13 protein-coding genes are annotated in these 14,740 nt (G+C 41.3%); 6 read left to right on the top strand and 7 right to left on the bottom strand.

The genetic code is table 11. The features are described from left to right. Positions 1–16: 16 nt before the first annotated feature. From ACFQ19_RS15485 to pruA, 4 genes are all read right to left on the bottom strand, one after another. Complete coding sequence (locus ACFQ19_RS15485; RefSeq protein WP_379593509.1) at positions 17–1,051, bottom strand: lactonase family protein; 1,035 nt, start codon at positions 1,049–1,051, stop codon at positions 17–19. Positions 1,052–1,191: 140 nt separating this feature from the next. Further along, complete coding sequence (putP, locus tag ACFQ19_RS15480; RefSeq protein ID WP_379593508.1) at positions 1,192–2,670, bottom strand: sodium/proline symporter PutP; 1,479 nt, start codon at positions 2,668–2,670, stop codon at positions 1,192–1,194. 133 nt (positions 2,671–2,803) lie between these two features. Then, positions 2,804–3,817: a proline dehydrogenase family protein gene (locus tag ACFQ19_RS15475; protein ID WP_379593507.1), complete on the bottom strand. Its 1,014-nt coding sequence runs from the start codon at positions 3,815–3,817 to the stop codon at positions 2,804–2,806. A gap of 105 nt (positions 3,818–3,922) precedes the next feature. Then, complete coding sequence (pruA, locus tag ACFQ19_RS15470) at positions 3,923–5,470, bottom strand: L-glutamate gamma-semialdehyde dehydrogenase (RefSeq protein WP_379593506.1); 1,548 nt, start codon at positions 5,468–5,470, stop codon at positions 3,923–3,925. A 241-nt stretch (positions 5,471–5,711) separates the two neighbouring features. Here pruA and ACFQ19_RS15465 point away from each other — a divergent pair, with 241 nt between their 5' ends. The 5 genes from ACFQ19_RS15465 to ACFQ19_RS15445 all read left to right on the top strand — a co-directional run bounded on the left by ACFQ19_RS15465 (position 5,712) and on the right by ACFQ19_RS15445 (position 10,117). Next, positions 5,712–7,073, top strand: coding sequence for a sigma-54 interaction domain-containing protein (locus tag ACFQ19_RS15465; protein ID WP_379593505.1), 1,362 nt, complete (start codon positions 5,712–5,714; stop codon positions 7,071–7,073). Positions 7,074–7,236: 163 nt separating this feature from the next. Continuing rightward, a complete protein-coding gene (locus tag ACFQ19_RS15460) occupies positions 7,237–7,416 on the top strand; it encodes an aspartyl-phosphate phosphatase Spo0E family protein (RefSeq protein ID WP_379593504.1) in 180 nt (59 codons plus the stop codon). A gap of 136 nt (positions 7,417–7,552) precedes the next feature. After that, positions 7,553–8,080: a hypothetical protein gene (locus ACFQ19_RS15455; RefSeq protein ID WP_379593503.1), complete on the top strand. Its 528-nt coding sequence runs from the start codon at positions 7,553–7,555 to the stop codon at positions 8,078–8,080. Positions 8,081–8,222: 142 nt separating this feature from the next. Beyond that, positions 8,223–9,767 (top strand): flotillin family protein, encoded by a 1,545-nt coding sequence (locus ACFQ19_RS15450; RefSeq protein WP_379593502.1) that lies wholly within the window; start codon positions 8,223–8,225, stop codon positions 9,765–9,767. A gap of 38 nt (positions 9,768–9,805) precedes the next feature. Further along, positions 9,806–10,117, top strand: coding sequence for a hypothetical protein (locus ACFQ19_RS15445; protein ID WP_379593501.1), 312 nt, complete (start codon positions 9,806–9,808; stop codon positions 10,115–10,117). A gap of 183 nt (positions 10,118–10,300) precedes the next feature. On the opposite strand, the gene ACFQ19_RS15440 is transcribed toward ACFQ19_RS15445, so the two are convergent. The 3 genes from ACFQ19_RS15440 to ACFQ19_RS15430 all read right to left on the bottom strand — a co-directional run bounded on the left by ACFQ19_RS15440 (position 10,301) and on the right by ACFQ19_RS15430 (position 12,453). After that, entirely contained in the window at positions 10,301–10,714 is a 414-nt protein-coding gene (locus tag ACFQ19_RS15440) for an HIT family protein (protein ID WP_379593500.1), read from the bottom strand. 96 nt (positions 10,715–10,810) lie between these two features. Next, a complete protein-coding gene (locus ACFQ19_RS15435; protein ID WP_379593499.1) occupies positions 10,811–11,380 on the bottom strand; it encodes a helix-turn-helix domain-containing protein in 570 nt (189 codons plus the stop codon). Between the two features lie 170 nt (positions 11,381–11,550). Then, the gene (locus ACFQ19_RS15430; protein ID WP_379593498.1) at positions 11,551–12,453 is read right to left on the bottom strand and encodes a hydroxymethylglutaryl-CoA lyase; all 903 of its coding nucleotides are present in this window, start codon (positions 12,451–12,453) and stop codon (positions 11,551–11,553) included. A 367-nt stretch (positions 12,454–12,820) separates the two neighbouring features. Here ACFQ19_RS15430 and ACFQ19_RS15425 point away from each other — a divergent pair, with 367 nt between their 5' ends. Further along, a complete protein-coding gene (locus tag ACFQ19_RS15425; RefSeq protein ID WP_379593497.1) occupies positions 12,821–14,416 on the top strand; it encodes an amidohydrolase in 1,596 nt (531 codons plus the stop codon). Positions 14,417–14,740 lie beyond the last annotated feature (324 nt).

Genomic DNA, 14,740 nt, shown 5'->3' with positions numbered 1-14,740 from the left:
ATGTTTTTATATTTACTTAGGAAAGAAACTTCACACATACAGCTTCCGGAACATCAATCACCTGATCCGTTTCCGTTAATTCCCCAGTCTCTCCATCTCTTTTAAACAGGACAGCGTTCCCGCTATGTTGATTCGTCGCTACTAAGAATTGTTCCGTCGGATCCAGAACAAAATCTCTTGGCCATTCACCGCCGGATGGCGTAAATGCGAGAAATGTCAATTCGCCGCTGTTCTCATCCACATGGAATGAAGTAATGCTATTATGTCCGCGATTGCCGGTATAAAGAAATTTCCCATCCGAAGTGATATGAATGGCACTTGCATCATTGGTTTCTTTAAAATCAGCAGGTTTGGCGAGAATCGTCTGCTTCTCTGTAAAAGTTCCTGTTTCGCTATTATAATCTAACACAATAACCTCTGATGTGAGCTCTGTAAGCAAGTAAGCAATCGGTTTACTCGGATGAAAAACAATATGTCTCGGACCGCTTCCCGGATTCGTATAAAACGTACTGACTTCTACTAAAGAAGTATCTTCCACCTTATATGTTACCAGACGGTCTGTTCCTAAATCCGCAACAACAACATATTTTTTATCTGGTGTAAATCCGGTAAAATGCACATGCGGTTTTTCCTGTCTTTCATGCGGACCGCTTCCTTCATGCTGTGTAAAATAACCCTGCTCTACTTCCCCATTTTCATACGTGAAATGGAGACCAATCGTTCCTTTATGGTAATTTCCTGTGACTACCATATTGTCAGCCGCTTCCACGTAGCAAGGAGGATTTCCTTCTACCAGCTGACCGTTTACAGGCTGCAATTCTCCGTTTGTTTTATCTACACGAAGCGCATTGATGCCTCCCATGTCCCCTTCCTGGGCAACAGCATATAGATTGTCTTGATTTTCATTAAAGTTTATATAAGTCGGGTTTCCAAGTACTGCAGCTACCTCTGCAGCCGATAACTGTTCCGTTTCCGTATCTAAGGTAAAACGGTAAACTCCCTGGCTTGTCTTTCTAGTGTACGTTCCTGCATAACCAAAATATTTACTCATCTGCATGCATCCTTCCATCATAAATATTCCTATGTGATTTATTGTACCATTTTCTTTCAAACGGTTACATCTAAAAGGACTATCTGTCATTTTTTCATAAAAAAGAGCCGGAGTTTCCCCCGACCCTGTTTTCATTCTTATTACTGCTCTTTCAACCGCCTCACTGTTTCATCGAACTCTGCTTCAATGTCTTTGTTTGGTTTATACGTTTTCAGACTGATCAGAATGATGACAAGCATGTTTAGCACAAAGCCTGGAACAATTTCATACAGATAGTCGGCCAGTGGAGAATAGCCCCATGCGAAAACAACAACCGCACCAACGATCATTCCCCACAGCGCACCGATTCCTGTTGTTTTTCTCCAGAACAGAGACAGCAGCACCACCGGACCGAATGCTGCACCGAAACCTGCCCAAGCGAAAGAGACAAGTCCCAGAATCGTATCATTTTGCTGCCAGGCGAAAACCAAGGCAACCAGGGAAACAACCAAAACAGCGATTCTCCCTAAATGCACGTAGGTTTTGTCTTTCGCATTTGCGTTAAATATCGCTTTGAAAATATCTTCCACCAGTGCGGAAGAAGTGACTAAAAGCTGCGAAGATACGGTACTCATAATGGCCGCTAGCACGGCAGCCAATAATAACCCAGCTATAAACGGATGAAATAAGTATTGCCCTAAAACAATGAATATTGCTTCCGGGTCAGCAAGTGTCAGCTCTGGATTTGCTTGGAAGAAGGCAAATCCGGAAATCGCTGTAGCAGCCGCGCCAATTAACGCAATAACCATCCAGCCAATACCAATACGACGGGCAGCGGAAGCTTCTTTCGCTGATTTCAGCGCCATAAAACGGACGATAATATGCGGCTGTCCAAAATAGCCCAGCCCCCAGGCTAAAGAGGAAATAATCCCGGTGGCTGAGGCAGCGGCAAAAAAGCTTAAAATATCCGGATTCGTATCCTGAACAATGGTTATCGTATCGCCAAAACCGCCCAAAGAAACAATAGCCAGCGCCGGCACAAGTATAAGTGCTAAAAACATCATGGTACCTTGCACCACATCTGTAATACTAACAGCTAAAAAACCGCCTACAAAGGTATATACAATCGTTACCGCTGCTACCGTAAGCAAACCAGTATGATAATCCACTCCAAATGCACTCTGGAAAAAGACACCGCCTGCTACCATTCCGGAAGAAACATAAAAAGTAAAATAAACTAAAATAACAATACCGGATACAATACGCAGAACTTTGGTATTATTTTTAAAGCGATTATCCAAATAACTGGGAATCGTAATCGAATTATTCGAAACCTCCGTATACGTCCGAAGCCGCGGAGCAACAATCAGCCAGTTCAGCCAGGCGCCGGTAGCCAAACCAATTGCCATCCAGCCTTCAGCAAGACCGGATACATAAATCGCGCCCGGAAGTCCCATCAGCAGCCACTGGGACATATCTGACGCACCTGCACTCAATGCGGATGTGACCGGGCCTAAACTTCTGCCGCCCAGCATGTAGTCATCTAAATTGGATGTTTTGCGATAAGAATAAAGCCCAATAATAATCATGGCTAAAAAATATAAAATAATCGCAATGATTTGATAAGTTGTTTCTGACATCCTTCCCTCTCCTCTGTCCATGTAAAAATGTGTTTGAAAGAAAACGCGGCGTTTTAATAGATTTACTCATCTTATAGAAAGTTGAAAAAAGGCTGTATTTGAAACACCTCTTGCGTGTCAACAGCCTAATTATTTATACTGTTTTTGATGCTTTCTTTTTCTTTCTTCCCAGACAAACGAGCAAAGTTAACGCTGCAGCCCCTGCGATTAGCGGTTGCTTCTTCACCTTATTATCTTCCGTATAAAAAACGTCTTTTACCAGAAGATTGATGTTTTGCGGTCTTTCTGCCAATCGGCGCATAAAATAACCGAACCAATCTTCTCCAAAAGGAATATACGTACAGAAGCGGTAGCCTTCTTTGATTAATTGTCGCTGCATATCCACCCGAAAACCAAATAGCATTTGAAATTCAAATGTCTCTTTTGAAATATGATGTTCATCTGCAAACTTCTTCAGCTCTTCAATAATATGGTGATCATGGGTTGCAATCGAAGTAAACGCTTTTCCTAGCAGCCGTTTTTTAGCTATTCGCAAGAAATTTTCATCAATATCTTTCTTAGAAGCATATGCTACTGCTTGATCTTCTTTATAAGCTCCTTTTACAATACGCAGCCGTACGTCTTCTAATTCATCCAAATCTCTCTCCACGTCATATAAATAAGTTTGAATAACAGTTCCGACATGGGAATATTTTTTGCGGAGCTGTTTCAAAATCGCCAGCGTTTTCTCATAATGCATATACTTTTCCATATCAATGTTCACAAAAATGCCATATTTGTCAGCCACTTCTACAATCTGTTCCACATTTTGAATGCAGAAGGATTCCTCAATGTCTAACCCTAATTGAGTCAACTTGATCGAAACATGGCAGTCTAATTGTTGCTCATGGATTTGATGGAGCATATGCGTAATTTTCGCTTTTGCATACGCTGCTTCTGCTCTATCCATAACAAACTCGCCGAGATGGTCCATTGTACAAGATATCTGTTTTTCGTTCAACTCCCTCACAACAGGAATAATCGCATCAAAATCCGTCCCGGCTACGAAGCGGTCTGCCCCAAAACGGGTGCCAAATTTTTTTGCGCTTTTATTTAAAATGGTACTATTGGAAAGCCCTATAAAGAAATCTCTTGTTAAACTCGTCATCATCCATTCCCCCTTTTCCGTCAAAAAAACGCTTTCATTTATAAATATATTAAAAATTTCCTGTGAACAGAAAATCTATTTCTGTTCACAGGTAAACCTGAGTCATTAAAATTGTTCTGTTACATTTTTCGCCTCTAAAAAGTGCTGCAGGTAATCCGGCCCTCCTGCTTTGGAATCTGTTCCGGACATCTTGAAGCCGCCAAACGGCTGATAACCGACAATCGCTGCTGTACAACCGCGGTTAAAATACAAGTTACCAACATGGAAATCTTCCCGTGCCCGCTCTAAACGGGTACGATCGGTAGAAATGACAGCGCCGGTCAGACCGTATTCTGTGTTGTTCGCAATCTCCAATAATTCATCAAAATCTTTTGCTTTTGCAAAGGCAACCACAGGTCCGAAAATTTCTTCCTGCATCAGACGTGCTTTGGGATCAAGATCTTTGAAAATAGTCGGATAAACATAGAACCCTTCCGAATCATCTGTTTCCCCTCCAAAAGCCAGCTCTCCTTCTTCTTTACCAATTTCTATATAGTTTTTTATTTTATCAAATTGCGCCTGATTAATAACGGAAGCCATATATACATTTTCTTCCGATGGATTGCCGACAGTTAACGTCTTGGCAATATCGATAGATTTTTCAATGACTTCATCATATACATCCTCATGAACTATTGCTCTGGAACATGCAGAACACTTTTGACCGGAGAAACCAAATGCCGAATGAACAATGGATTCTGCAGCCAAGTCTAAATCTGCTGTTTCATCTACAATGATGGTATCTTTTCCGCCCATTTCAGCAATCACACGCTTCAGATGCTGCTGCCCTTCCTGAATTTTTGCAGCACGTTCAAAAATACGGACACCCGTTGCTCTCGACCCAGTAAAGTTGATATAGTGCGTATCCTTATGGTCAACAAGATAATCGCCGATTTCTTTCGGATCCCCCGGAACAAAATGTAAGACCCCTTTTGGAAGACCTGCTGCTTCAAATGCTTCTACCAATTTATAGGCAATCACCGGCGTGTTTTCAGAAGGCTTTAATAAGACAGGATTTCCAGCAACAAGCGGTGCTGCAACTGTTCCACACACAATCGCAAACGCAAAATTCCATGGCGGAATAGCAACGCCGGGACCCATCGCTTTATAAAAATAGGTATTACTCTCTGTAAAACGATCTTCCACATGTTTTCCTTTGTCCAGTTCCAGCATCTGACGGCCATAGTATTCTAAAAAGTCAATTCCTTCTGCGATATCTGCATCTGCCTGATTCCACGGCTTGCCGGCATCTTGAACCAGCCATGCGGAATATTCATGCTTCCGGCGACGGACATAAGCTGCAGCGCGGAACAAAACATGCGCACGGTCTGCTGCCGGTACTTTTCTCCATGTTTCAAAAGCATCTACAGCTGCCTTAAAAGCCTGCTCTACATGTTCTTTTGTAGCTTTGGATACGTTCCCGACCACTTCTTCTTTCTTAGCCGAGTTAATCGCAATTAATTTATCCTCTGTATATATTTTTTCTCCATTAATAACAAGCGGATAGTCTCTGCCTAATTCCCCGCGGACAGAACGTAAAGCTGCCTCGAATGCTTTCTTATTTTCCTCTTTCTTAAAATCTGTAAAGGGCTCATGTTTAAATGGTAATACCATGTAAAATACCTCCTAATAAATAATGTCATTCTGTTTCTTACCAAATAACATGCAAAAAATATGCCAATTTTAAAATCACAGATTAAAAAGCGCTGCAAAACCTTGCAAACAATGACAGCGATTTCATTTTTTTAAAATTTCAGTTGCTTTTATGTCTCTATTACATTTACAATAGTGTTAAGAAAATTTACACATACTGTATAGTCAGTTTACAATTTACTTTACACTTTGAGGTGAGCGTATGAATGAAACCTATTTCTTTGAAGAATTACTGCAATCTGAAGATGACGCCATTACTATTGTTGACAAGGATCAAAAGGTAATCTATTGGAATAACGCCGCCGAACAAATCTATCAAATTGCCAAAGAGCAAATTATTAACCAGCCTATTACCGACTTTTTTTCACATGATGACTTGATGATCATGAAAGTGCTGAACACGATAAAACCTGTCAAAAATGCCTATCACCGACCAAGAAAAGACAAGCATGTTGTCGTCAATTCCTCTCCTGTTTTTAATCAGGAAAATCAATTAATCGGTGTCCTTTCCATCGAACGTGATATTACACACATTGTCAAACTGAATGACAATCTGGAAAGTACTTCGCAAGAACTGCAGGAATTAAAGCAACAAATGACTCCCGCCTCTTCTGACTCGCCTTTTGCCAAGTTAAAGGGGGACAGCCGGGCGCTTCACCAGATGATTCGGATGGCCAATAAAACCGCTGCAACAGATGCGACTACATTAATTCTTGGGGAAAGCGGTACTGGTAAAGAAGTATGCGCTCGTGCGATTCATGATGCCAGTAACAGAAAAAACGCCCCTTTTATCCCAGTCAATTGCGGCGCTATCCCGCAAGCATTGTTTGAAAGCGAATTATTCGGCTACGAGAGCGGTTCCTTTACGGGTGCTGAAAAAGGTGGAAAAGCAGGGAAAATCGAAATGGCGGATGGCGGAACTGTATTTTTGGATGAAGTCGGGGAACTTCCATTAGATATGCAAGTAAAACTGCTGCGTGTTCTGCAGGAAAATCGCATTTATCGTATCGGCGACTCTGGTGGAAAACAAATTAATGTCCGATTTATCGCTGCAACTAACCAGGATTTAGAGAAATTAATGCAAGAGAATCATTTTCGATCGGATTTATTTTACCGGTTGAATGTCATCCAACTAACAATGCCCCCTCTCCGTGAAAGAAAAAAGGATATCGACATACTCGCACAAACATTTTTAGAACAATTTGCTGTAAAATACCAGTCTTCTGCCCCAGCCATACCTGCAGAAACAATGGACGTATTACGAGCATATCACTGGCCGGGAAATATACGAGAAATCAGAAATCTGATGGAAAGAATCATTATTTTGCATGAAGGCACTACTCTGACAAAGCAGGATGTCTGGAGTTTTCTCCCGGTTTCCTTTTCCAATCCAGTTTTCGCACATACAGAAACCCCGCCGCCGGAAAAAGAAAATATCGAAAAAATATCGATTGAACAAGCCCTGGAACAGTGTCACGGTAACAAGACAAAAGCAGCAAAACAACTCGGAATATCCCGCGTGACACTATATCAAAGAATCAAGAAATATCATCTTGATTACTAGTGTTAAAAGCTGTGTCGAAATATGTAACTTTCATTCTAGTTTTGTCGAATGTATTTCATTTTTTTTCACCTTTTGCGATAATTCTTTTGGTACTTTAATAAATCGTTTTATTGTATGACTAATCACAGCCAAATATTACTAGGAAAGGTGCATCGTAAATGATATGAAGTATGAAAGAAATACGGATATGTATAACAGGGAAACCATTGTACTGTCTATTGTTCAAAAGCGAAGTGAAATGTTACAACAAGCACAAAAAAATGGTTTGGGAGCCAAGGAAACCGTAAATTGCAGCCAAGAACTGGATCAGCTGATGAATCAGCTCGTTCTTTTAGATAAATGACATAAGAAAACAAAAGGCTCTTTTCATAAAAGGGTCTTTTGTTTATTATATTAGTAAAGTATCCATTAAAAAGTGAAACCAAATAAAAAAGTAAAACGTACATAGTAGTATTGAAAAGCGCAAGGGAGGGTACATATTGACATTATTTGGTTACGCTATCCAAGATTTATATTTATGGATATTGATTATAGCAGCCATCTTGACCGTTGTTGTTCTTTTGTTTGGAGACTTATTGGATGGTATTTTTGAATCCATTCCTTTCCTCCACCCAGTACTTATTCTTTCTTTTTTCATTTTTTTATCCGCCATGGGATATATTCTCGAATGGTTTATGAATTGGTCCAGCCTGGCCATTCTTATCATTTCTTCTATTTTAAGTATTATTTTTGTCACGCTCCTGCATATATTTGTTCTCGTCCCCATCCGATCCGCTGAACAATCCCTGGGATATTCAGAGGAAGCTTTAATCGGCAGTGTAGGGACTGCGATTGTTTCCATTCCTGTGGATGGATACGGAGAAGTCATGGTGCAATGGAAAAGCGGCGTTATTTCAAAACCGGCTGTCGGTTTCGATAATGAAGCAATTTCTCAAAATGAGCGCGTACTAATTATCGACATTCAAGACGGGGTTTTTTATGTCAGCCCTTATGAATCATTAGATTAGCTGATCACAGATTGGCTTTTCATATATATGAAACTTCTTTTCTCTTTTTAATAGAGAGATTGCAAGTGGATGTATTCAGGTTGTTATCTTCTGACCCGCAGATAATAGCAGCCTGAAAAATAAATAAGTCAGGAGGAAAATTATGCCAGAAATTTGGATTGTTATTATTGTAGCAGCTGCGCTTCTATTGGCATTAGTCGGTTTATTTGTGACAAAGTATCGCACAGCCGGACCAGATGAAGCGCTTATTGTTACAGGAAGTTATTTGGGTGGCAAGAATGTCCATGTGGATGAAGCCGGCAATAAAATTAAAATTATTCGCGGCGGCGGAGCGTTTGTCGTTCCCGTCTTTCAACAGGGAGAACCACTCAGTCTATTATCCAGTAAATTGGAAGTCACTACGCCAGAGGTGTACACAGAACAAGGAGTTCCTGTTTTAGCAGATGGTACAGCAATTATAAAAATAGGTGGTTCGATCGGCGAAATTGCTACAGCAGCAGAACAATTCCTTGGAAAATCCAAAAACGACCGGGAACTGGAAGCAAAAGAAGTATTAGAAGGTCATTTACGTTCTATCCTTGGTTCCATGACGGTGGAAGAAATCTATAAAAACCGTGATAAGTTCTCTCAAGAAGTGCAGCGGGTAGCTTCTAACGACTTGGCGAAAATGGGATTAGTTATCGTATCTTTCACTATTAAAGATGTCAGAGATTCCAATGGATACTTAGAATCACTTGGACGACCGCGGATTGCTCAAGTGAAACGCGATGCAGATATCGCTACCGCAGAAGCTGAAAAAGAAACAAGAATTAAACGTGCGGAAGCGGCCAAAGATGCCAAACGTGCCGAGTTAGAACGGGCAACAGAAATTGCCGAGTCCGAAAAAGACAATCAATTAAAAACGTCCGATTACCGCCGTGAACAAGATACGGCAAAAGCACGCGCAGACCAGGCTTATGATTTTGAAACAGCCCGCTCTAAACAGGAAGTAACCGAGCAGGAAATGCAAATTCAAATTATCGAGCGTCAGAAACAAATCGAATTGGAAGAAAAAGAAATCCTGCGCCGGGAAAGACAATATGATTCCGAAGTGAAGAAAAAAGCCGATGCGGACAGATACTCCGTGGAACAATCTGCCGTTGCTGAGAAAACCAGAGAAATGAATACAGCGGATGCGAATCAATATCGTATCGAAACAGCGGCCAAAGCAGAAGCGGAGAAAGTGCGTGTGGACGGTCTCGCCAAAGCAGATGCCGAACGTGCACAAGGGGAATCCGAAGCAGAAGTTATCCGCTTGAAAGGTCTTGCAGAAGCGGAAGCGAAAGAAAAAGTTGCGCAAGCCTTTGAACAATATGGTGACGCCGCTATTCTTGATATGGTTATCAAAATGCTTCCGGATTATGCCAAAGAAGTGGCAAGCCCGCTCTCCAATATTGATAAGATTACGGTTGTCGATACAGGCAGCAACGATGCAAACGGCGGAGCGAATAAAGTCTCCGGCTATGCGACCAATTTAATCAGTACATTGCAGGAAAACTTAAAGGAAACTTCTGGCATCGATATTCAGCAATTACTGGCTGGTGCGTCGAAAGGAAATGTGAATCGGGAAAATAATCAAGAGTCTGTATCAGCAGCAATTTCAGAAACCGCTGCAGCGAATGCAAAGCAGGAAAACACGGATAGCTGATATAATAGAAATATAGAGTGAGTGAAAGAGGTGTTTATTTGAAAAGCGAACCTGGGAAGTTGAAAAAACATGGTCTGATTAGTTATATTTCTCTTATCATAGGCATTGTTTGCTTTTTTATTGTTTTCGTAACACCAACCAGAATTGCTAATATTGGCTATTTGGCGGGAGATTATATCACCTTTTTCTTGACAGCTGCCGGTATCGTTTTATCCATTATCGGTATCTTCAAGAAAACAGAGAAAAAGATTATTCCGGTAATAGCTTTGATTCTTTCCTCTTCTTTATTTATATTCTGGTTAATCGTGATTTTCTTATTGATTACTGGTCAAATGGACTTTGCTCCATAATACATTCCTTTTTGTACAATGTATTAGCACTGCATCATAAATAGTGTGTTTTTATTATCAACAACAAAAAAGATTTTCTCTCCAATCAGAGAAAATCTTTTTTGTATAGTTAATCATCTTTAGCGCTATTCAGCTGGTGGTTTTTGATCCTTGTTTAAAAATAGAACCAGCGTTATATTCATTTTATACATTTCCTGGCCGGCTATTTGAAGGATGCTTAAATATGTACCTTATCCCCTTCCCTCTCATCTTTTCGTCCGAATAACGGGGCAATACATGCATGTGCGCATGCATAATATGCTGTCCTGCAATTTCTCCGCTGTTCCAGCCAATATTATATCCAGAAGGTTCATGCTTTTCATCAATCAAATATTTCACTTTCTGCAAAAGATCTTTTATTGCCAACCATTCTTCATCTGTTAAATCAAATGGGGAAACGCGATGTGCTTTGGTTACAATCACCCCTGCGCCTTCAAGTACATTTCCTAAATGCTGTGCTTCCTCTAATTGTAAACATATTGCTTTTTCATTTTCTAAAATAATCTGCTGATTTTCCACTAGATACGGATAACAAAACGGACATTCAGATAGATGCATTATTAACCCCCCATCTCTTCGTTTAACTGTTCTTCACTTAACGAACCATACAGAAGTACTTCTTGATGTTCCCTTTGCTTTACCGGCATTCTTCCGTCAAACCCGATCAATAAAACAGGTCAGCACTTTTGCTTCCTGATCATTCACCGGAAGAAATAAATGCTCCTTAGAGCCTGCGAAATAGGCACTGTCTCCTGTTTGAAGCAGCTGCTTCTTCCCATCATATAATAACTCAATCTCCCCTTCCAGCACGTAGATAAATTCATCTTGCGTATGTGTATACGTTTTTTCATCCCGCAGATTCAACGATTTAGGGGTAACATGCACAATCGTCGGCTCAATCCCGCTATATTTAGAGCGATTCGCCAATACCTCGTAGGAGTAGCCCATGCTTTCATCGCCTACTTTTTGCGGACGATTGCTTTGCTTCTGAATGACAATATCCTGCTCTTCTTTATCATCCAATACCCATGACAATTGTATATGCAGTGCATCACAGATCCGGGATAAGGTAGCAATTGCGGAAGCCGTCTGTCCATTTTCTATTTTGGAAAGAAGACTCTTGGAAATGTTGGAAGCATCTGCAATTTCCTGCTGTGTTTTATTTTCTCTTCGTCTGGCATATTTAATTTTTTCGCCAATTTTATGTAATTCGATGCCGCTCATTCCTTCCTCTGCCAAAGGTTTATTTCAATAGGATGTTAGTATATTTTATCATAATCCAGTTGAACCAATGCAGTCAATCTAACTTTTCAAAAACAGTGCTCCCCTGCTTCATGCTAAAAAGCCCTGTCTCCCGCTTGTCTGACAAGGCTTTTCCAGCAGTTTCCGCTATATCAAGCATTTTTTAAATAAGCTACAGACCGGCTGGGCAATGTTGTCCCGAGTTTGTTTTGAATATAGATACTTGCTTCTTGAATACGTTTTTCACTGATTCCTGTTTCAATTCCCAGACCATTTAATAAATATAGCACATCATTTGTCGCCACATTTCCTGCTGCTCCCGGTGCATATGGACAGCCGCCCAAACCGCCGACCGTGCTGTCAAATCGGGTAATGCCCATGTGAAGCGACGTCATGATATTCGCTATGGCCATTCCCCGTGTATCATGAAAATGTAAAATCAATTTATCCTTTGAAAAATAAGAAGCGAGTCCTTCCAATAATGCCTCCACTTGTGACGGTACTGCTGTCCCGATTGTATCACCGAGGGAGAGATAATCCACCCCGCTCGCAATTAACTGATCACATACACGCAGCACGTCCTCCACCGCAATCCGTCCTTCATAAGGACAATCAAATACCGTGGAAACATAACCTGTTACCTCTTTCCCGGCATGTTTGGCTTCTTGAATGACCTCCGACAATACCGGGTATGTTTCATCAATGCTTTTATTTATATTTTTAAGATTATGCGTCTCACTAGCCGACATAAATACAGAAGCACCGTCAATACCAGCTTCCAAGGCATGCTCCAGCCCTTTCATATTCGGAACTAAAGCAGAGTATGTGACTCCTTCTTTACGACGGATCCGTCTGCCTACCTCCCTTGCATCCTTTAATGCGGGGATCATTTTCGGATGAACAAAAGAAGAATATTCAATCTCCCGGAAACCTGTTTCAGAAAGCATATTAATCCACGCAACCTTGTCATCGGTAGAAATCCATTGCGATTCATTCTGCAATCCGTCTCTTGGCCCGACTTCCTTTAAATAAACATGACTCGGCAATCCACCCATGCATATCCCTCCTTATTTGAATGCGTTTTCATTTTCAAATTATGAAAATAAACGTTAAACGTTCGTTTCCTATCAAATCGAAAAGTCCAACTATCACATATTGAAGCAAATAATGAATCCAAACCTGCTCTTACCCGCTTTCCTTTTTTCATTCACTTCAGTTTCCTTTTATTCAACTTTGTTGAATCAAGTATATAACAAAATTTCTGAAAAAGTCAATCTGTCTGCTGTAATATAGAAAGAATTTTGATAAGATAGAAAGATAGTCTTGTAGATTAGAATACCTTTACTACGGACTGCTAGCAGTCTGATACAAGCTTTTCTTTACATACACATATATACGAACATGCAGATAAGGAGACTTACCATGATAACTATTTATACGAATGGTGTGATACATACATTTCAAGCTTCTCAGCCAATTGTAGAGGCCGTTGTCATTAAAGACGGACGCTTTATCGATATGGGTTCGACCAGACAAATGCTTGCATTTTGGCGTGCAAAAAGCGATATCGTCATTGACCTTGGCGGCAAAACAGCGACTCCCGGACTAACGGATACGCATCTCCACCTTTCTTTGCAGGCGATGAAGGTGATTGATTTGGATGTGACGGGCGTAACCAGGAAAGCAGATTTTTTACATAACATAAAAAAGCATGGCGAAACATTGGAAAAAGGAGAATGGCTGCTTGGTGCCGGATGGGACGAAAATCTGTTTACAGATGGCGGACTCCCGACAAAAGAGGAGCTCGATGCAGTCGCCCCGCACCATCCGCTTTTTATTACCAGAATATGCGAGCATGCTGCCGTGGTTAATTCCAAAGCGCTCGAAGAAATTCATTATTCCAGCACGATGCCTCTGCCGGATGGCGGCGATATTGTAACAGATGCAAACGGCAGCCCGACCGGTCTTGTCCTGGAGTCTGCATCTGCATTATTTAAAGCGCAAATTCCTGAGAAATCATATCAGACCTGGAAAAAGGCGCTTCGCCAAACCATAACCTCAGCTATCAGTTACGGATTAACCAGCGTACATTCTAATGATCCGGCATACTTGGGCGGACTACAGCAAACCTACCAGCTCTATCATGCATTATTAAATGAAGAAAACATGGGGCTGCGCACGAATTTATTGATTGATTATCCATTTCTGGAAGACTTACACGCGGAAGGAATGTATGCCGGCTATGGCAATGACACCCTGCAGATTGGAGCAGTGAAAATATTTGCCGACGGTGCATTTGGCAGAAGAACCGCTTTGTTAAAAGAAGCATACGCTGACCAGCCGGGACAATATGGAGAAGCGTTACTCACGCAGGATACGCTGTATGCGGTTGTCAAACGCGCCCGTGAACTGTCCATGCCCGTTGCTGTCCATGCGATTGGCGACCAGGCACTGGAAAACGTCCTTGATATTCTGGATCAATTTCCACAAGCGGCTTATAGAGACCGGCTGATTCATGCACAGGTTGTCAATCAAGAATTGGTCAAACGCCTTGCTGACCCTGGCCGCATCGTTGATATCCAGCCCCGCTTCCTTGCCAGCGATTACCCTTGGGTCACCGACCGCCTCGGGAGCGCACGCATGCCTGATGCTTATGCCTGGAAAACCATGCTTGATGCCGGCGTTATCTGCGGCGGCGGTTCAGATGCGCCTGTAGAGCCATTAAATCCGTTGCTCGGCATTCATGCTGCCGTTACACGAAAAGCTCCAGGAGAATCGCATAACGGCTGGTATCCGGAACAAAAATTAAGCATGCAGGAAGCCTTTTATCTATTTACCAAATATGCTGCTTATACAACGAACGAAGAAAAGGTAAAAGGAACGATTTCACGAGGAAAACTTGCAGATATGACCGTTTACTCTGCTGATCCATTTCAGATGAAGAATGCGGATGAATTGCTGGATACCAGCGTTGAACTGACGATTATTAATGGAGAAGTGAGGTATCGAAAAGAGTAGATGTTTCTTGGATAGCCGGTTTATGCAGGAAATTCTACTTGGAGAATATAATGTGGGTCTTTTGAGATAGGGCGCTGATTAGATTTTTATTCTCACAAGAACTTATGTATGTTTGTAGTGTGATTAACTTCTTTCTCACGTTTATTGATGCTCGAAGCCATTTGGCATCTAAAATAATTATGTTTTTACATTATATAATCCTGAATTATTCATACCTGCAGATTAAAGAATCAAATTAAAATTTTTGGTTCATGATTTCCTATTTTTAAGCGAGAAAAGCTAAAAAATTCGTAGACAGCTGAAGGTAAATGGTATTTCTAAGAA

It is taken from the genome of Oceanobacillus locisalsi (genome assembly GCF_042675985.1).
Classification (GTDB): Bacteria; Bacillota; Bacilli; order Bacillales; family Amphibacillaceae; genus Oceanobacillus; species Oceanobacillus locisalsi.
This window is presented reverse-complemented; position numbering and strand designations above follow the sequence as displayed.